Source organism: Bradyrhizobium centrolobii, assembly GCF_001641635.1.
GTDB classification, from domain to species: Bacteria; Pseudomonadota; Alphaproteobacteria; order Rhizobiales; family Xanthobacteraceae; genus Bradyrhizobium; species Bradyrhizobium centrolobii.
Genome location: NZ_LUUB01000054.1, coordinates 324,612 through 343,344, shown reverse-complemented (window position 1 = coordinate 343,344; position 18,733 = coordinate 324,612). Strand labels below are relative to the sequence as shown.

16 protein-coding genes are annotated in these 18,733 nt (G+C 64.3%); 10 read left to right on the top strand and 6 right to left on the bottom strand.

All coding sequences use genetic code 11. The features are described 5' to 3' along the window. Window position 1: 1 nt before the first annotated feature. From AYJ54_RS17325 to AYJ54_RS17310, 4 genes are read left to right on the top strand one after another with little or no spacing between them, the layout of a single operon-like run. The gene (locus tag AYJ54_RS17325) at window positions 2–475 is read left to right on the top strand and encodes a MarR family winged helix-turn-helix transcriptional regulator (RefSeq protein ID WP_063700401.1); all 474 of its coding nucleotides are present in this window, start codon (window positions 2–4) and stop codon (window positions 473–475) included. 2 nt (window positions 476–477) lie between these two features. After that, window positions 478–2,529: an FUSC family protein gene (locus tag AYJ54_RS17320; RefSeq protein WP_063700398.1), complete on the top strand. Its 2,052-nt coding sequence runs from the start codon at window positions 478–480 to the stop codon at window positions 2,527–2,529. Continuing rightward, window positions 2,526–2,732: a DUF1656 domain-containing protein gene (locus AYJ54_RS17315; RefSeq protein ID WP_063700396.1), complete on the top strand. Its 207-nt coding sequence runs from the start codon at window positions 2,526–2,528 to the stop codon at window positions 2,730–2,732. Before AYJ54_RS17320 ends, AYJ54_RS17315 begins: the two co-directional genes overlap by 4 nt. Then, a complete protein-coding gene (locus AYJ54_RS17310; protein WP_063700394.1) occupies window positions 2,729–3,595 on the top strand; it encodes an efflux RND transporter periplasmic adaptor subunit in 867 nt (288 codons plus the stop codon). Before AYJ54_RS17315 ends, AYJ54_RS17310 begins: the two co-directional genes overlap by 4 nt. A 691-nt stretch (window positions 3,596–4,286) precedes the next feature. Here AYJ54_RS17310 and AYJ54_RS17305 read toward each other — a convergent pair. The 3 genes from AYJ54_RS17305 to AYJ54_RS17295 all read right to left on the bottom strand — a co-directional run bounded on the left by AYJ54_RS17305 (window position 4,287) and on the right by AYJ54_RS17295 (window position 8,377). Then, complete coding sequence (locus AYJ54_RS17305) at window positions 4,287–5,498, bottom strand: acyl-CoA dehydrogenase family protein (RefSeq protein ID WP_063700392.1); 1,212 nt, start codon at window positions 5,496–5,498, stop codon at window positions 4,287–4,289. A gap of 29 nt (window positions 5,499–5,527) precedes the next feature. Then, window positions 5,528–6,646, bottom strand: coding sequence for a glycoside hydrolase family 172 protein (locus tag AYJ54_RS17300; RefSeq protein WP_063700390.1), 1,119 nt, complete (start codon window positions 6,644–6,646; stop codon window positions 5,528–5,530). Between the two features lie 105 nt (window positions 6,647–6,751). Next, window positions 6,752–8,377: a long-chain fatty acid--CoA ligase gene (locus AYJ54_RS17295; RefSeq protein WP_063700388.1), complete on the bottom strand. Its 1,626-nt coding sequence runs from the start codon at window positions 8,375–8,377 to the stop codon at window positions 6,752–6,754. 176 nt (window positions 8,378–8,553) lie between these two features. Here AYJ54_RS17295 and AYJ54_RS17290 point away from each other — a divergent pair, with 176 nt between their 5' ends. Continuing rightward, complete coding sequence (locus AYJ54_RS17290; RefSeq protein WP_063700386.1) at window positions 8,554–10,380, top strand: flavin-containing monooxygenase; 1,827 nt, start codon at window positions 8,554–8,556, stop codon at window positions 10,378–10,380. Between the two features lie 148 nt (window positions 10,381–10,528). On the opposite strand, the gene AYJ54_RS53995 is transcribed toward AYJ54_RS17290, so the two are convergent. Continuing rightward, complete coding sequence (locus tag AYJ54_RS53995) at window positions 10,529–10,837, bottom strand: hypothetical protein (protein WP_063700384.1); 309 nt, start codon at window positions 10,835–10,837, stop codon at window positions 10,529–10,531. Between the two features lie 45 nt (window positions 10,838–10,882). Between AYJ54_RS53995 and AYJ54_RS17280 the strand changes: the two genes are divergently transcribed. The 5 genes from AYJ54_RS17280 (at window position 10,883) to AYJ54_RS17260 (ending at window position 13,955) form a co-directional block, all read left to right on the top strand. Then, window positions 10,883–11,701: a lytic murein transglycosylase gene (locus AYJ54_RS17280; RefSeq protein WP_063700382.1), complete on the top strand. Its 819-nt coding sequence runs from the start codon at window positions 10,883–10,885 to the stop codon at window positions 11,699–11,701. Window positions 11,702–11,816: 115 nt separating this feature from the next. Next, on the top strand, window positions 11,817–12,038 hold the full coding sequence (locus tag AYJ54_RS17275) for a hypothetical protein (protein ID WP_063700379.1): 222 nt from the start codon (window positions 11,817–11,819) through the stop codon (window positions 12,036–12,038). Between the two features lie 12 nt (window positions 12,039–12,050). Continuing rightward, complete coding sequence (locus AYJ54_RS17270) at window positions 12,051–12,473, top strand: hypothetical protein (protein ID WP_063700377.1); 423 nt, start codon at window positions 12,051–12,053, stop codon at window positions 12,471–12,473. A 442-nt stretch (window positions 12,474–12,915) separates the two neighbouring features. Further along, window positions 12,916–13,362: a MaoC family dehydratase gene (locus AYJ54_RS17265; protein WP_063700375.1), complete on the top strand. Its 447-nt coding sequence runs from the start codon at window positions 12,916–12,918 to the stop codon at window positions 13,360–13,362. Window positions 13,363–13,460: 98 nt separating this feature from the next. Beyond that, window positions 13,461–13,955 (top strand): hypothetical protein, encoded by a 495-nt coding sequence (locus AYJ54_RS17260; protein WP_063700372.1) that lies wholly within the window; start codon window positions 13,461–13,463, stop codon window positions 13,953–13,955. Window positions 13,956–14,029: 74 nt separating this feature from the next. Here the strand turns inward: AYJ54_RS17260 and AYJ54_RS17255 are convergent, their stop codons facing one another. Together AYJ54_RS17255 and AYJ54_RS17250 are read right to left on the bottom strand one after the other, a co-directional pair. Next, window positions 14,030–17,218, bottom strand: a complete 3,189-nt coding sequence (locus AYJ54_RS17255; RefSeq protein WP_063700369.1) for an efflux RND transporter permease subunit — start codon at window positions 17,216–17,218, stop codon at window positions 14,030–14,032. 166 nt (window positions 17,219–17,384) lie between these two features. Continuing rightward, window positions 17,385–18,626 carry an efflux RND transporter periplasmic adaptor subunit gene (locus AYJ54_RS17250; RefSeq protein ID WP_063700367.1) on the bottom strand — a complete coding sequence of 414 codons (1,242 nt, stop codon included), beginning with the start codon at window positions 18,624–18,626 and terminating at the stop codon, window positions 17,385–17,387. Window positions 18,627–18,733: the final 107 nt, after the last annotated feature.

The following is an 18,733-nucleotide window of genomic DNA, read 5'->3' as shown; positions in this document are numbered from 1 at the left end:
CATGGCTCCCTCGCAGGCCCATATCCACGCCGAGATCGGCCGGCTCATCACACGCCTTGGCCGCATCTGGCGGCGCGAGTCCGACCAGGCGCTGTCCGATCACGGCCTGTCCTATGCGACCGCGATTCCGCTTCTGGTGCTGTCGCGCCAGGGCGAAAACGTCCGCCAGGGCGTGCTCGCCGATGAATTGGGCATCGAAGGGCCTTCGCTGGTCCGCCTGATCGACCTGCTCGAGGCCGAGGGCCTCGTGGAGCGCCGCGAGGATCCGACCGACCGGCGCGCCAAAACGCTACATCTCACGAAAGCGGGCGAGGCCAAGGTCGAGGAGACCAATCGGGTGCTGCGCCGGGTGCGGGCGAGCCTGTTGAAGGATATCGGAGCTGAAGAACTTGCAGTAACCTTCGAGACGCTCCAGCGGATCGAGCAGCGGGCCAGTCGCCTGCATGACGCCAAGACTGCTTCAGAGGCGAAATAGTCATGCGCGCCGAAGAGCCGTTCCTGGTCCGCCACGCGGACCTCATTTTCGCTTTGAAGACGTTTGCCGCGTCGATGCTGGCGCTCGTCATCGCTTTGGCGATGGACCTGCCGCGGCCTTATTGGGCGATGGCGACCGTCTATATCACCTCGCAACCGCTGGCGGGCGCGACCAGCTCTAAGGCGTTCTTCCGCGTGATGGGCACGCTGGTCGGCGCGACGATGACGGTGGCGCTGGTGCCCAACCTCATCGATGCGCCGGAACTCCTGTGCCTCGCGATCGCGCTCTGGGTCGGGCTCTGCCTCTATCTGTCGCTGCTCGACGGCACGCCGCGCAGCTATGTCTTCATGCTGGCCGGATACACGGTTGCGCTGATCGGCTTTCCGTCGGTGTCCGAGCCCGGCAACATCTTCGATACCGCGGTGGCGAGGCTCGAGGAAATCTCCCTCGGCATCATCTGCGCCAGCCTCGTCTCCACCATTATTTTTCCACGCAGCATTGCGCCCGCGGTCGCCGGCCGCATCGACGCCTGGCTGTCGGATGCACGCCGCCTCAGCCGGGCCGTGCTGCTGCGCGAAGGCACGACCGAGACGCGCCGTGCGAGGCGCCTCCAGCTTGCGACCGACATCGTCGAGATCGACACGCTCTCCACCCATCTCGCCTATGACCGGTTGTCCGACAGCAACGCCGTAAGCGGTCTCAGTGAGATCCGGCTGCGCATGCTGATGCTGCTGCCGGTGATCGCCTCGCTCGAAGACCGGCTGGCTGCGCTCGGCGAGGAGGCCTTGCGGCGACAGCCCGAGCTGAAGCGGCTTCTCGAGGATCTGGCGCAATGGATTGCCGGCGACGTCAACGCGCGGAAGCCCGCCGACCAGATCCGCGCCACGATCGCCGAGCGGCAGGCGACGCTCGATGGCGGCGCATCCTGGGAGCGGATCATCACCACGAGCCTCCTATTGCGGCTGCGCGAACTCGTCGACCTCTCGCGCGACTGCCGCGCGCTGAGCGAGGCGATCGCCGAGAGCCGTAGCATCTCAACCGTCGATCTGGCGTTCCATTCCGAGGCGGGCGCCGCGCCCGTCCGCCACAGGGATCGCGGCCTTGCATTGTGGTCGGCGGCCGGTGCTGCCATCGCCATCCTGATCTGCTGCGCGTTCTGGATCGGGACCGGGTGGCCGGACGGCGCGTCGGCGCCGATGATGGCAGCGGTCGCCTGCTCGTTCTTCGCCGCGCAGGACGAGCCCGCGCGCTTCATCCGCAGCTTCGGCCTGTGGTCGCTGGTCGCCATCGTGGTCGTCGCGATCTACCTGTTCGCGCTGGTGCCTGCGATCTCCCATATCGAGGTCCTCATCTTCGCGCTGGCTCCGACCTTCCTGCTCTATGGTCTTTTGATCGCACGACCGGCAACCGCGGGAACGGGCATGGCGCTCGCGGCCAACACGGCGACGCTGCTCGCGCTGCAATCGACCTACAACGCGGATTTCGCGTCTTACGCCAATTCCGCCGTCGCCTTCTTCGTCGGTGTCGTCATCGCCGAGCTCGTGACCAGGATCGCGCGCGGGGTGGGGGCGGAGTGGATCGCCAATCGCCTGGTGCTCTCGAACTGGAAGACGCTCGCGGTCGCCGCCGAGCGTCGCGGCAAGCGCGACCGCGCGGAGTTTGCCGGCCTCATGCTGCACCGGCTCGGACTCCTGGTACAACGCATCGCCTTCCTTTCCGAGAGCGATCGCCGCGACGCCGACAGCCTGGTCCAACTTCGCATCGGGCTGAACATCATCGACCTGCGCCGCGCCCGTTATGGTCTCGCCGCGACGACCATCCACGTCATCGACGATATGCTCGATCAGCTCGCCATTGCCTGCCGCAGATATGCGGGCGGTGGAATGCCGTTCGAGCTGCTGACGAGCATCGATCTGGCGCTGGCCCGCGCCGTCAAGGATCCCAATGACCGCGCGCGAGAAGATGCCTTGATTGGCCTCGTCGGCATCCGGCGTGGCCTGTTTCCGGACGCACCGGCCTATCGGCCAAGCTCAGGCAAGAGTGTTGCTGCATGAGATATCAGATCGACATCTACGGTGTGCTGGTGCCCGCGCTGCTCTTGTGGATCATCGTCGCCTATGTACTAAGCGCGCTGCTCCGCCGGCTCATGCAGCGTTTTGATCTCTACCGGTTGGTCTGGCATCGCGCGCTGTTCGATTTCGCGATTTTCGTCTGCCTTCTCGGCGGCGCCGTCTATCTCTCGGAGTTTCTGCCATGAAAGGGAATCTTGGCTGGCTGGGCCGCCTCGCGTTGACCGTCATTATCGTCATCGCAGCGCTCGCCGTCGGCCGCGAGCTTTGGGTCTACTACATGGAATCGCCGTGGACGCGCGACGGCCGTGTGCGCGCCGACGTGGTCCAGGTCGCCCCCGACGTGTCCGGCTTCGTCACGGAGGTGCTGGTCAAGGACAACCAGAAGGTCCATCGCGGCGATGTCCTGTTTCGCATCGACCGCGAGCGTTTTGCGCTGGCATTGCGGCAGGCCGATGCCGCGGTCGCCGGTCACCAGGCCACTCTCGATCAGGCCAACGCCGACCTGAAGCGCTATAGCGCGCTGACGACCGATGCAGTATCGCAGCAGAAGCAGGAGCAGGTGCTGGCGACCCAGCTCCAGGCCAAGGCAGCCTTTGATCAGGCCGTCGCCGACCGTGCGGTGGCCCAGCTCAATCTCGATCGCAGCGAGGTCCGCGCCTCCGTGAATGGCGTGATCACCAACATGGACCTGCGGCCCGGCGCTTACGTCACGGCGGGTAAGGGCGTGATGGCGCTGGTCGATACCGACACGCTGCATGTCGAGGGTTATTTCGAGGAGACCAAGCTCGCGCGCATCCGTGTCGGCGACAAGGTGCAGATCCGCCTGATGGGCGAGATGGCCACGCTCACCGGCCACGTCGAGAGCATCGCCGCCGGCATCGAGGACCGCGATCGGGCCGAAGGCGCGAGCCTGCTTGCGAACGTCAACCCGACCTTCAGCTGGGTGCGGCTCGCCCAGCGCGTGCCCGTGCGCATCGCGCTGGAGAACGTCCCCGACAACATGGCGCTCGTCGCCGGCCGCTCGGCGACGGTGGAGGTATTGGATTAACGCGATTACGCGGCGGCGGCAGAGGGGTCGCGTTTGCCTTGGGGAAAAACCGGTAACAAACGTTTCAATGCCGAATGGCGGAGCTAATCCTGATTCAAGTGTGTGAGTCGGGGGGAGCTGCATTGGGCGTTTGGTTTTTAGTCCTCGCGGCCTGTGTGGTCGGCACGTTGCTCCTTTTGGCGTTCTGCCGATAGGGCCGACAGCGGATGCACTTGTTGCTGCGAAGCATCAGCGAACCGCTGAATTGCGGTTCCATTCGGATGGTTTTTGACTGTGCATGGATGAGCGCGTTCACTCCCGGCATTGGAGGCGGACGTGAGTTGGTTGTTTGTTTTTCTCATCGCCGCGAGCGCAGTGGTTTTGATCGCTCATGCGATTGACGCGATGCGCTCCTGATACTTCCTGCGAACCCGGTTTCATCTCGGTAGTCGGGTAAGCGGCGAGAGTGTTCCAAGGCCCGCGAGTATCTATTCGAGGAACTCGGCCGTGAAAGGCGAGGTTGTCACAACAGGAGGAATGCGATCATGCTTGTGTTTTACCTGCCGATCATAATCTTCGGAGCGATGCTCGACGCAATTGCGAAGCAGAATGTATCAGCGTCCACTCGTGAGCCGCCGAGCTTCGATTAGACCCGGCCCATTGCCTTGGATTCGATGCTTTCATAGTGCGGCGCTGACGAGCCAGCGCCCACTCAGGCATTCGAATACTTCTTCAGCTCCAGCCGCGCGATCTGGTTCCTGTGAACCTCATCCGGTCCGTCGGCGAGGCGGAGCAGGCGCGCGGTGGCGTAGGCCTGAGTCAATCCAAAATCGTTCGACGTGCCGCCGCCGCCATGGGCCTGGATCGCCCAGTCGATGATCTGGCAGGCCATGTTGGGCACGGCGACCTTGATCATCGCGATCTCGGTCCTCGCCACCTTGTTGCCGACGGTGTCCATCGCGGAGGCGGCGTTCAGCGTCAGCAGCCGCGCCTGCTCGATCATGATACGGGCCTCCGCGATGCGCTCCTGCGTCACCGTCTGCTCGGAGACCGGCTTGCCGAAGGCGACGCGGCTGCGCACGCGCCGGCACATCTTCTCCAACGTGCGTTCGGCAAGGCCGATCAGGCGCATGCAATGGTGGATGCGGCCGGGCCCGAGACGACCCTGCGCGATCTCGAAGCCGCGGCCTTCGCCGAGCAGCATGTTCTCCTTCGGCACGCGCACATTGGTGAAGACGACCTCCGAGGCGCGGTCGGGCACGCCGTAGAAGCCGAATACGGGGAGGGGACGCTTCACCTCGATGCCCGGCGTGTCCATCGGCACCAGGATCATGGATTGCTGCTTGTGGCGGTCCGGATTGTCCGGATCGGTCTTGCCCATGAAGATGCAGATCTTGCAGCGCGGGTCGGTCGCATTGGTCGTGTACCATTTGCGGCCGTTGATCACGTAGTGATCGCCGTCGCGCACGATCGAGCTCTCGATGTTGGTCGCATCTGACGATGCGACCGCCGGCTCGGTCATGGCGAAGCAGGAGCGGATTTCACCTGATAGCAGCGGCTTCAGCCAGCGCTCCTTGTCCTTCTCCGTGCCGTAGCGCTGCAGCACCTCCATGTTGCCGGTATCTGGCGCCGAGCAGTTGAACACCTCGGGTGCGAGATGCGAGCGGCCCATCACCTCGCAGAGCGGGGCATATTCGAGATTGGTGAGGCCCGCGCCGTGGTTGGACTCCGGCAGGAACAGGTTCCAGAGGCCCTCGGCGCGCGCGAGCGGCTTCAGCTCCTCGACGACGGGATAGACCTTCCACGGCCCGAGCTCCTCCGCTTCGCGATAGAATCGTTCCTCGTTCGGATAGATGTGCCGGTCCATGAAGCTTTCGAGCTTGCGCTTGAGCTCGACGACTTTTGGCGACATCGGATAGAGCATCTGGGTCTCCTTGATCGATGGACGGCGGTCTAGCCGATTTCGAGATGGTCCGGGTCAGGCAGCTTCGGGAACGGCGCCGTCGGCAGCGTCTGGTACCAGAACGCGACCGAGGCGATGTCGTCCTGCAATGGAAGATATTTCGGCTCCTTGGTGCCCGCAAACCAGCCCAGCGCCTGGATTGTCACGCGCAGATCGGAGCGGAAGCGGATGGGGTCGGGGATGTGCCAACGATACATGCCGAACCGCTGCTGCGATTTGTAGACGCCATCAGGGCGGATCACCTGCGGCAGGCCGGTGTAGGGCGTGGTGAACTCCTGGTAGCGCGATTGCTGCGCCGGGCCCTGGCCGGAATGTGCCACATAGGGATCGAAATTATAGGCACCGCAAAAATAGTCCTCGGTGCCGGTGCCGCAGATCGTCGGGAATTCGCCGTCGCCGTCGATGAAGAACTTGATCTCGCCTTCGCCCCACCAGCCGTTGTTGTGGACGCCCCAGGCCATGTAGGTGCCGACATAGTGGCCGCTGCCGCTGATGCCATCGAGGATGGCATACACCTCCTTGTACGGCATTGGATTGGTGCGCCGGAACTGCGCATGGAAATAGGCGCAATCCTCGGGCACCTCGGTCAGCGTATAGTTGATCTGGTAGTAGACGGTCAGCTGCTCCTCGCTGCGGTTCTCCAGCGTGAAGCGCGCGCGCTTGCGGAACGGCATCTCCCAGTAGCAGTTGAACGCGCGGCCGGGATTGACGCACACCGCGAGGGAGGACACCTGCGCGAACTCCTCCCATCCACAGGCGAAGAAATCGCCGGCCGGGCACTCGACGCTCGGCTGCTCCTGGTCATCCCAGTAGATTCGCAGGATCGAATGGCGGAGCCGCCCGCGTGCCAGCGTCATCCAGATCTGCTGGATCGCGCCTTGGCCCTGGATGTCGGCGAGCGTGAAGGTCGCGCCCGGTTCGATGACGACATAGGGCGATACCTTCCAGCCTTGTCCGAGGTCGCGCGCCTGGCGTGCCGCCGGACCGTCGACGGACATGCCGCCCTTGCCCTTGTCGCCCGTAAAATTCTCAGGGCTGATCGAGCGCGTCGGCGCATTCGACAGGCGCGATAGGTTGCCGAGATGCAGGCCCAATCCTGAAAACGCCATGGTGTCCTCGATCCCTGGGATTAGCGAGGCCCGTGATATATCCCTGCCGAATCTACCAAATGATGAAGACAATCGCGCACAGAACGCGCGCGATCGTGGGGCGACCTATGCCACGCGATACTCCCTGAATTTTTCGCGCAGCGCCGATTTGAGCACCTTGCCGGTACCGGTCATCGGGAACTGGTCCAGGAATTCGACCGCGTCCGGCATCCACCAGCTCGCGACCCTGGGGCGCATGTGGTCGAGCAGCGTCTTGCCGTCGAGGGTCGAGCCCTGCTTGCGGACGACCAGGAGCAGGGGGCGCTCCTGCCATTTCTCGTGCACGATGGCGACCACGGCGGCTTGCAGCACCTCGGGATGGGACAGCGCGATGTCCTCAAGCTGGATCGAGGAGATCCATTCGCCGCCGGACTTGATCACGTCCTTGGAGCGGTCCGTCAGCGTGACGTGGCCCTGGGCGTCGATCACGGCCATGTCGCCGGTGATCAGCCAGCCGTCGGGGTCGAGGCCTTCGTCGAGCTTCATGTAGCCTGAGGCGACCCATGGCCCGCGGGCGTGTAAGTGGCCGACAGTCTTGCCGTCGCGCGGCAGCTCGTTGCCGCCGTCATCGACGATGCGTAAAGCGGTGCCGAAGCAGGCGCGGCCCGATACGACGCGCCGGTCGAACCTCTCCTTCTCACTGAGATGCTCCGAGCCGGGCCGCAAGCCAGGCATCGAGCAGCCCAGGGCCTCGGTCATGCCCCAGGCCTGGATGTAGTCGACATTGTATTCGCGCTTGAGCTTCTCGACCATGGCGCGCGGCGGCGCCGAACCCGATGATAACGTTGCACGCAGTGTCGAGAATTTGTTGCCGGTCCGGCCAAGCCAGTCGAGCAGGATCAGCCAGAAGCTCGGCACGCCCGCCGACAGCGTCACCTTCTCGCCTTCCAGCAGCTCATAGAGCTTGTCGGGCTCGTAGTTGCGGCCGGGCAGCACCAGCTTCGAGCCGGTGTAGGGTGCGGTGAACGGCATGTTCCAGCCATTGCCGTGAAATAGCGGCGCCATCGGCATCATCACCTCGCGCACGCCTTCGACATGTCCCGGCAGGAAGTCGAAGTTGCAGCAGGTCATGGTCTGCAGGATCGCGGCGCGGTGCGAATAGATCACGCCCTTGGGATTGCCTGTCGTACCCGAGGTGTAGCAGATGGTGGAGGCGGACTTTTCGTCGAACAGCGGCCAGGCGAAACCGTCCTCGCTCTCCTTGTCCAGAAGCTCCTCGTAGCAATGGACGTTTGAAAGCTTCGTCTCCGGCATGCGCTCGCGCGAGGACATCACGACGTAGGCCTCGATCGTCTTGAGCTGCGGCGCGATCGCCTCGACGATCGGTAGCGTGGCGCGATCGATGAACAGCAGCCGGTCTTCGGCGTGGTTGATGATGTAGACGAGCTGTTCGGGAAATAGCCGCGGATTGACGGTATGCAGCACATAGCCCATGCCTGGCGCGGCGTAGAACATTTCGAAATGGCGGTAGGTATTCCAGGCGAGCGTGCCGACGCGGTCGCCAGGGTTCATGCCGAGCCGCTTCAAGGCCAGCGCCATGCGCTTGATGCGCGGATGGGCGTCCGCATAGCTGTAACGGTGGATATCGCCCTCGATCTCGCGCGCGACGATCTCCGCTTCGCCGTGATAGTCGGCCGCATACTGGATCAGACCGCTGATCAGGAGCGGCATGTCCATCATCAATCCCTGCATTGTCTCCTCCGGATCGCCACGTCGTTGCGCGGCGCGCGCTTGTGATTTGCCTGCAAGCTAGCGGAACGTCACGCACCGTTCACGCAAAAAACAGCGGACGTGATTGCATGCGTCACTTTTTCGGGGCTAATTGATGCGAACGATCGGCGAGGCAGCATCCGCCGTGGAGGAAATGAATGTCAGCGGAAAAACACAAGACCGGCGCAGCCGGCACACCTACGATCGATATCTCCGCATTGCGTGCGCGCTATCGCGACGAGCGCGACCTCCGTCTGCGCGCCGAGGGCAAGGCGCAATATGTCGAGGTGACCGGCGGCTTTGCGCGCTACCTCGACGATCCCTGGGCCGATCCCGGCTTTGCGCGTAAGACCGTCAGCGAACAGACCGACGTGGTCATCGTCGGCGGCGGCTTCGGCGGCCTGTTGTGCGGCGCGCGCCTGCGCGAAGCCGGCATCGACGATTTCCGGATCGTGGAAAAGGCCGCGGATTTCGGCGGCACCTGGTACTGGAATCGCTATCCGGGTGCGGCCTGCGATACCGAGAGCTACATCTATCTGCCGCTCCTGGAGGAGACCGGCTACATGCCGGTGCGCAAATATGCGCGTGCGCGGGAGATCTACGAGCACTCCCGCCGCATCGGCCGTCACTTCGGCCTTTACGAGCGCGCGCTGTTTCAGACCGTCATCTCGCGGATGGAATGGCAGGAAGACGATGCGCGCTGGCTGGTCGAGACCGATCGCGGCGATCGCATCCGCGCGCGCTTCGTCATTCTCGCCGGAGGTCCGCTGAGCCGGCCGAAGCTGCCGGGCATCCCCGGCATCGAGACGTTCAAAGGCCACAGCTTCCACACCAGCCGCTGGGATTATGCCTATACCGGCGGCAACGCCGAAGGCGGTCTCACCGGTCTTGCCGACAAGCGCGTCGGCATCATCGGCACCGGCGCCACCGGCGTGCAATGCGTGCCGCATCTCGGCCGTTCCGCGAAGGAGCTCTACGTCTTCCAGCGCACGCCGTCCGCGATCGGCGTGCGCGACGACCGGCCGACGGACGAGGCCTGGGCGAAGAGCCTGACGCCAGGCTGGCAGCGCGAGCGCATGGACAATTTCACCGCGGTGATCTCGGGCGAGCCGTTCGAGGAGGATCTGGTGCAGGACGGCTGGACCGGACTGCTCGGCGAGATTTTGCTCGCGCCGCGCCGCCAGCCCGAGCCGGTCACCTCGATGGAACAGGCGCTCAAGGTGATCGAGCAGGCCGATTACGGGAAGATGGAAGAAATCCGCGCCCGCGTCGATGCGGTGGTGAAGGACGAGGCGACCGCGGCGGCGCTCAAGCCCTGGTACAAGGCGTTCTGCAAGCGACCGTGCTTCCACGATGAATATCTCGACACCTTCAATCGCCCCAACGTGCAACTCGTCGACACCAAGGGCAGGGGCGTCGAGCGCATTACCGAGAACGCTGTCATCGTCGACGGCAAGGCCTATGAGCTCGATTGCCTGATCTATGCCAGTGGCTTCGAGGTCGGTACCAACTATGCCCGGCGCATGGGCTTCGAGGTCTATGGCCGCGGTGGCATGAGCCTGACCGAGCGCTGGCAAGACGGCGTCAAGACGCTGCACGGCTTCTACAGCCGCGGCTTTCCCAACTGCTTCCTGATCGTCACGGTGCAGGCCGGCCAGAGCGCCAACTTTCCGCACATCATCGACGAGCAGTCGCGCCACATCGCTTATGTGATCGCGGAGGCGCGCAAGCGCAATGCCCGAACCCTGGAGCCGACGCTTGAGGCCGAAAACGCCTGGGTCGACGAGGTCGTCAAAGCCGCACTCGGCCGGCAGACTTATCTCGCCGAATGCACCCCGGGCTATTACAACAATGAAGGCGTGTTCGATCCGATCGCGGCAAGGAACAGCCAATACTGGCGCGGCCCGGTGGCGTTCCTGCGGCTGCTGGAACGGTGGCGGGCGGATGGCCGGCTTGACGGGTTGGAATTAGCGGCTCTGGCTTGAACCAGATGATCTCGACACTCAGCGGCGCAACGCGGCTCTATGTCATCGTCGGCGACCCCATCGCCCAGGTGCGTTCGCCTGCCGGCATGACGGCCGCCTTCGCTGCGCGCGGCCATGACGGCGTCCTCGTTCCCGTTCAGGTCACGCCTCACGACCTCGCAGACTTCCTCTCGGTGGCGACCCGCTGCCGGTCGACGCCACGCGGCTTGCGCCGTCGGCCTATTGCGGCTGCGTCATCACCAAGCCAGAAGTCTCGCCCTTCATTGCGGAAGCCCGTAAGCTCGGCTGCGTCACCGCGACCGGTGCCGACATGTACCAGCAGCACCAGAGCATCATGGTGGATTTCCTGCTTGGTCACGACGACGGCGGAAATTAGGAGATTGCCGGGTGTCAAGAGCTTTGCCGGCACCGATTGCGCCCGCTGGGGCTTGAGCGACGGCCATCGACGTAGGATCATGCCCCCGCGCGAGCCGGTCGCGCATCCAGGGAAGAGGAATGCGGAATGACCAAGGGCAGGACAGTTGCGACGGCGATGATCGGCGCTACCGCGCTGTTCCTCTGTCTGATGTCCGCGGCCGAGGCCGCGCAATGCGGCAACGGGCCTGGCGGCTTCGAGGCCTGGAAGCGCGAATTCAGCGAGGAGGCCCGCGGCAAGGGCATCGGGCCCACCGCCATCTCTGCGCTGATGCAGGCCAACTACGCCAGCGGCACCATTGCGGCGGACCGTGGCCAGCGCAGCTTTTCGCTGTCGCTTAACCAGTTTCTTGCCAAGCGCGGCGCCACCACCATCGTGGCGCGCGGCCGGTCGCTGAAGCAGTCGCAGGCCGCGCTGTTCGCCTCGATCCAGCAGCGCTACGGCGTCCCGCCGGGGCCGCTGATCGCGATCTGGGGCATGGAGACCGGATTCGGCAGCCAGCGCGGCAACCAGAACATGCTGTCGTCGATCGCGACACTGGCCTATGATTGCCGCCGTCCCGAATTCTTCACCGACCAGCTCTACGCGGCGCTGAAGCTGATCGACCGCGGCGCGCTGTCGGGATCAACCCGCGGCTCCATGCATGGCGAGGTCGGCCAAACCCAGTTCATGCCCAAGAACATCCTGGCCTATGGCACTGGCAATCTCGACGTCGCGGCCAACGCGCTGAACTCGACCGCGAATTTCCTCAAGGCCCATGGCTGGCGCGCCGGCGCCGGCTACCAGCCTGGCGAGCCGAATTTCGCCGCGATCGAGGCGTGGAATGCCGCAGGCGTTTACCAGAAGGCGATCGCGCTGATGGGGCGGCAGATCGACGAGGGAGGCGGGACGGCTGCGGCGCGTTGAGGCGCTTCACGGAGAAGTGCCCCGGCCGAGGGCGAGAAAGTTGTCGCCTTGACGGGAACTGATGGTACGAGGTTTGCTTTGATCGGGGGCAGGGGCCGGGCACGAGGAGCTCAACATGGCAACCCAGATCGTAATGGATCATAGCGGCGATACGCGCCACGAGTTTGATCCCGAGAATGCCGAAGCGCTGGCACGGGCCGAACGACGCTTCCGGGAGCTGACCGGGTTAGGCTTTACCGCGGCCGTCAGAACCGCGCCCGGCGAAGTGACCCGGATCAGGTCATTCGATCCGACCGCGGAGGAAACGCTGTTCTATCCCCGCCTTGTCGGCGGCTGATCTGAACAGCTCATGATCTCGGTATTCAGGCTCGGCGCGCCGGCGCGAGCGCGCTTGCATGCATTGCGGGAGCTGTACCGGCGCTTCTTCGGCGAGAACACGCCGGATGCCCGCGGTCGGCGGCTGCTGTCCGAATGGCTGTCGCCGGCGCAGCGTGCGCAATTCGAGCAGTACCGGTATTTCGATGTGGTCGGCAGCGATACCGGCAAGCGGTATCGCATTCACTATGGGACCGCCGCCAACGTCCACGAGGTCAACGATGCCGGGATTGCGACGATGGGATGGTGCTTCGTCCCGTCAGGCTTCCTGGTGCCGGGCGACGTGATGCTGGCGCAGAAGATCGCGCTCGAGACCGACGAAAGAGCGGCCTTGGCGCTCGCCAACCGGTTTCCGCCGGCAACCCATTCAGAGCATTTCTACCGGCGGCCGTTTTAGGGTGTGAGGAGACACCCCGATATTCACCTCTCCCCAGCGGGGAGGGGTGAAGAGAATTCGGTTTGAGCAAGTCTGTCAGGAGTGCGTCGTGCGATAGGCATCAACTGCATGCGCCGCAAACACGACGACGCTGCAGAGTGCGAGCACGGCCGAGATCAGCTCGATCATAGCTCGTCCTCCCCGTGCGGCAGGGCGACGAGATGTTGGCAGCACGAATAATCCCGGATCAGGTCTAGGAAGAATTTCATGATGGCCGTCCCTGTATGATTTTGACGGCTACATAACCGGCCATCTGTTTCAGGCGTGTTTCGTGCATTCGGGAAAGGGGTTTCGTGGGGAACCGCGGGCTGGTTTGTCAGCCGCAGGCCCGCTACATCGTGCAATTGGTCCATCCATTTAGCCGCGCCGGCTCCAGCGGCACATCACCTTGCGAGGCGAAATAATGGCGTCGGTCGAATGGTTTGACGATCTCACCGTCGGAATGCGTTTCAAGTCCCCTGAAATCCAGGTCACCGAGGCCGACATCAAGCGCTTTGCAGCCGAGTTCGATCCGCAGCCGATGCACCTGGATCATGAGGCTGCCAAGGCGACGCTGTTCAAGGGCCTCGCTGCGTCAGGATGGCACACCGCGGCCATTGCCATGAACCTCGCGATCCAGGCCCGCCCGTTCGGCCCGCATCCGCTGATCGGCGCCGGCGTCGACGGCCTGCGCTGGACGCTGCCTGTGCGGCCCGATGACCGCCTGCACCTCGAAGGCGAGGTGCTCAGCCTGACGCCGTCGAAATCCAAGCCTCAGGGCATCGCGCTGGTGAGATGGACCATGTTCAACCAGAACGGCGAGGAGGTTTACACCTTCATCCCGATCGCGATCGTGCCGCGGCGGGGGTAAGGGCGCCAGCCCGCCACCATCGGCCGCGTTGGCGGCAGGCCCTTGCGGCTCTCCCGCAGAGGTGGTCAGCTTGCCCGGGGGACACGCTGGAGGCCGACATGAAACGACTCCTTCTGGCCGCCGGGCTGCTCGCTGGTGTCTTCGGCGGGCCGGCGCTTGCGCAGCAAAGCAAGGTCGGGGACTGGACGATCGAGAAGCGCACCCAGGATACGCATTGCAATGCGAGCCGCGGCTACAAGGACAAGGAAGACGAGAACCGCGACTACGTGATCGTGATCACTTATTCCGACAAGGCCATCGTCATCGTGATGATCTACGACGGCTGGGAATGGGACAAGGTCGGCGAGATACTGAAGGCGGATTTCAGCACGGATGACGCCGCCATCATGAAGAAGGCGAAGTGGGAGGTCATGGACAAGACCACCGTGCGCGGCATCTTCGAATTCGATCAGTCGATCATGGACCGGCTGTCGAAGGCGAAGCGCATCTCGCTCGATTTCGAGGATGATGACGACGACAGCATCGAAATGCAGATCCCCCGCGCCGGCGAAGCGCTGGCCGCGCTGAAGTTCTGTGAGGAGAACAGGAAGTAAATCGACCGCGATGCGATCGCCGTCGCCCCGCCGCGCTCGTGCCGCGACGGGGCTTTCGTTGAACCTGGCGGCCTCTAGTGCCCGAGCCCTTGGACCGGCGCCGCGCTGGTGTCGCTGGTGTGATGCACGAGCGGCTTCATGCCGGTGACGGTGCGAAGCAGTACGTAGAACACCGGCGTCAGGAACAGGCCGAACACGGTGACGCCGATCATGCCGGAGAACACGGCAACGCCCATGGCGCGTCGCATCTCGGAGCCGGCGCCGGTCGAAAGCACCAGCGGCAAGACGCCCATGATGAACGCCATCGACGTCATCAGGATCGGACGAAGACGCAAGCGGCTCGCCTCGATGGCGGCGCGGATCGGCGAGCGTCCTGCGAATTCGAGTTCACGCGCGAATTCGACGATCAGGATCGCGTTCTTGGCTGACAGGCCGACCAGCACGATCAGGCCGATCTGGGTGAAGACGTTGTTATCACCCTTGGAGATCCAGACGCCGAACATGGCGGCGAGCAGGCCCATCGGCACGATCATGATGATCGAGAGCGGCAGCGTCAGGCTCTCATAGAGCGCCGCCAGCACCAGGAACACCAGCAGGATCGCCAGCGGGAACACCCAGATGCCGGAATTGCCGGCGATGAACTCCTGATAGGTCAGGTCGGTCCATTCGAAGGCAAAGCCGGGCGGCAGCACTTCCGCCGCGATCCGGGTCGCTGCTTCCTGCGCCTGGCCGGAGGAATAGCCGGGCGCTGCCGCCGCGTTGATGTCGGACGACAGGAAGCCGTTGTAGCGGATTGCGCGCTCCGGACCCGCGCTCTGGCGAACTTTGAGCAGCGCCGACAGCGGCACCATGTCTCCGGAGGACGACCGCACCTTCAGCTGCCTGATGTCGTCGGCACGCGCGCGGAACGGCGCGTCGGCCTGGACATAGACGGAGTAAGTCCGGCCGAACTTGTTGAAGTCGTTGACGTAGTAGGAGCCGAGATAAATCTGCAGCGTGTTGAACACCTCCGTGACGGGGACCCCGAGCTGAAGCGCCTTGGTGCGGTCGATGTCGGCGAAGAGCTGCGGCACGTTGACCTGGAAGCTCGAGAAGACGCCGGCGATCTCCGGCGCCTTCTGCATCGCCGCCATGAACGCCTTGGTCGCATCGTTCAGCGCCTCATAGCCGAGACCGGCGCGGTCCTCGATCTGGAGCTTGAAGCCGCCGATGGTGCCGAGACCGTTGACCGGCGGCGGCGGGAACATGGCGATGAAGGCTTCCTGGATGCCGGCATACTTCTTGTTCAACTCGGCCGCGATCGCGGGACCGCTGAGCGAAGGATCCTTGCGCTCGTCGAACGGCTTTAGCGTCGAGAACACGATGCCGGCATTGGACGAGTTGGTGAAGCCGGAGATTGACAGGCCCGGAAACGCGACCGAGCTCCCGACGCCGGGCTGGGTCAGCGCGATGTCGCTCATCTTGCGGATCACCTCTTCGGTGCGGTCGAGCGTGGCACCGTCGGGCAGGCGCGCGAAACCGACGAGGTACTGCTTGTCCTGGCCGGGCACGAAACCGCTCGGCACCTGCTGGAAGAGCAGGGCGGTCAGGCCGACCAGCAGAACATAAAGGCCCATCACCGCGGCCTTGCCGAAGATCACCTTGGTGACGGTGCCGCTGTAATTCTCCGAGGAGCGGGTGAAGGCGCGGTTGAAGCCGCGGAAGAACCAGCCGAGACCCTTTTCGAGGATGAGCGTCAGCCGGTCCTTCGGTTCGTTATGCCCCTTGAGCAGCAGCGCCGACAGCGCCGGCGATAACGTCAGCGAGTTCACAGCGGAGATCACGGTCGAGATCGCGATCGTCAGCGCGAACTGCTTGTAGAACTGTCCGGTAAGGCCGGAGATGAAGGCGAGCGGCACGAACACCGCGATCAGGACCAGCGCGATCGCGATGATCGGGCCGGAGACCTCGCGCATCGCCTGGTAGGTGGCATCGCGCGGCGACAGCCCGGCCTCGATGTTGCGCTCGACGTTCTCGACCACCACGATGGCGTCGTCGACGACGATGCCGATCGCGAGCACCAGGCCAAACAGGCTGAGCGCGTTGATGGAGAAGCCGAACACGTGCATCACCGCAAACGTGCCGACGATCGACACGGGAACAGCCAGCAGCGGAATGATCGAGGCACGCCAGGTCTGCAGGAACAGGATCACGACCAGAACCACCAGCGCGATCGCCTCCAGCAGCGTGTGGATCACCGCCTCGATCGAGGAGCGCACGAACTGGGTGGGGTCGTAGACGATCTGGTAGGTCACGCCCTCCGGCATGTTCTTCTTGATCTCGGCCATTGTGGCGCGAACGTGGTCGGAAATCTGGAGCGCGTTGGAGCCGGGCGCCTGGAAGATCGGGATCGCCACCGCCTGCTTGTTGTCGAGCAGCGAGCGCAGGCCGTATTCGGAGGCCCCGAGCTCGATGCGTGCGACGTCGCGCAGCCGCACGACCTCGCCATGCGAGCCGGTCTTGACCACGATGTCGGCGAACTGCTCCTCGCTGGCGAGGCGCCCTTCGGCGTTGACTGACAGTTGAAGGTCGATGCCCTTGACGCTCGGCGAGGAGCCGACCACGCCGGCGGCGGCCTCGACGTTCTGCGCCTGGATCGCCTTGACGATGTCGCTCGCAGTGAGCCCATGCTCGGCGGCCTTCTGCGGATCGACCCAGACCCGCATCGAATAGTCGCCGGCGCCGTAGAGCTGTACGTCGCCGACGCCGTCGATCCGCGCCAGCCGATCCTTGACGTTGAGCACCGCGTAGTTGCGCAAATACGTCATGTCGTAGCGGTTGTTCGGCGACAAGAGGTGCACGACCATGGTGAGGTCAGGCGAGGATTTCTTGGTGATGATGCCGAGCTGGCGCACGACGGCCGGCAGGCGCGGCTCGGCCTGCTGCACGCGGTTCTGCACGAGCTGCGTCGCCTTGTCCGGATCGGTGCCGAGCCGGAACGTCACCGTCAGCGTCATCGCGCCGTCGGTGGTCGCCTGGCTCGACATGTAGAGCATGTTCTCGACGCCGTTGATCTGCTCCTCGATCGGCGTTGCCACCGTCTCCGCGATCACCTTGGGATTGGCGCCGGGATACGTCGCGCGCACCACGACCGACGGCGGCACGACATCCGGATATTCCGAGATCGGCATCGCGAACAGCGAGATCAGGCCGGCGAGGAAGATCAGGACCGAGAGCACGCCGGCAAAAATCGGACGATCAATGAAGAATTTCGAGAGATTCATGGCTTTGCCCCTGCGCGAGAGACAGCTCTCCCGTCATTCCGGGGCGCGGGCGAAGCCCGCGAACCCGGAATCCAGAAGTGGCGTCTTCGGAGTCTAAAACTTCGAGATTCCGGGGTCGCGCCACGCGCGCCCCCATTGCGCAATTGCGCAATGTGGAATGACGTAACTAGCGCTGCACGACGTCCTGGTTGCTGTGGTTGGAAGCCTGCTGCGGCCCGCGCGCGCCCATCGCGGCAACCTCCGTCTTGAGGAGGGCGCCGGGACGCACGCGCTGCAGCCCGTTGACGACAATGCGCTCACCGGGCTTCAGGCCCGAGGTGACGATGCGAAGGCCGTCGACCGCGCCGCCGAGCGTGATCGGCCGGTAGACCGCGCGGCTGTCGTCACCGACCGCCATCACGAACTTCTTGTCCTGGTCGGTGCCGATCGCGCGCTCGTCGATCATGACCAGCGTCTGCTGCTTCGGCTGGCCCATGCGCACGCGCGCGAACTGGCCGGGGATGAGGCGGCCATCGTCGTTGCGGAACACCGCGCGGACGCGGATGGTGCCGCTCTGGCCGTTGACCTGGTTGTCGATGAGCTGGATGTGGCCCTTTGCCGAGAGCCCGCCGGAGGTCGTCATCTCAACCGGGATCTGGTCGAGATTGCCGCGCTTGCCGGAGGCATCGGCGATCGAGTTGAGCGCGCGCAGCACGACCTCTTCGTCCGCATCGAAGGAGGCGTAGATCGGATTGACCGAGACCAGCGAGGTCAGGACCGGGGAGGCGGTTCCGGCGGCGACGAGATTGCCGACGGTGACCTCGATCTTGCCGACGCGGCCGTCGACCGGCGCGCGGACCTCGGTGTAGTCGAGATTGAGTTTTGCGGTCTGGAGCGTCGCTTCGGCCGCCTTCACGTTCGCAATGGCTTCGCGATTGGCGTTCTCGCGCTGGTCAAAATCACGCCGCGTGACGACGGCGTTGCCGACGAGCTGCGCGCCGCGCTCGACCTCGCTGGTGGTGAAGACCACGCGCGCCTTGGCCGCCTCGAGCTGTGCTGCGGCCTTATCGACCTCGGCCGCGTAGGGCGCCGGATCGATCTTGAACAAGACGTCGCCGGCCTTCACCAGCGCGCCTTCGGTGAAGTTGGTCGCAAGGATCGCGCCGGCGACGCGCGGGCGGAGCTCGACGCGATTGATTGCTTCAAGCCGTCCGGAGAAATCGTCCCACAGCACGGTCTGCCGCGGCTCGATCATGGCGACGGTGACGGACACGGCTTGCTCAGCCGCGGCGGCCGCGGAGGTCGCCTGTGCCGCATGAAAATAGCGGCCGGTTGCGATCGAACCGGCCGCCGCAAGGGCGCCGACGATGGCAACGCCGCCAAGAAGGCGTCGGAAACGACCGGTACGGGTATTCGGGGAGGGGGGCATTTGCGCGCTCCAGATATGTAGTGTTCACTACAGATGTGGAGCTGGACGCCGCAGCGCAAGATACTTATGTACCATTCACTACGAAAATCGTAGCCGAACAATGCGAA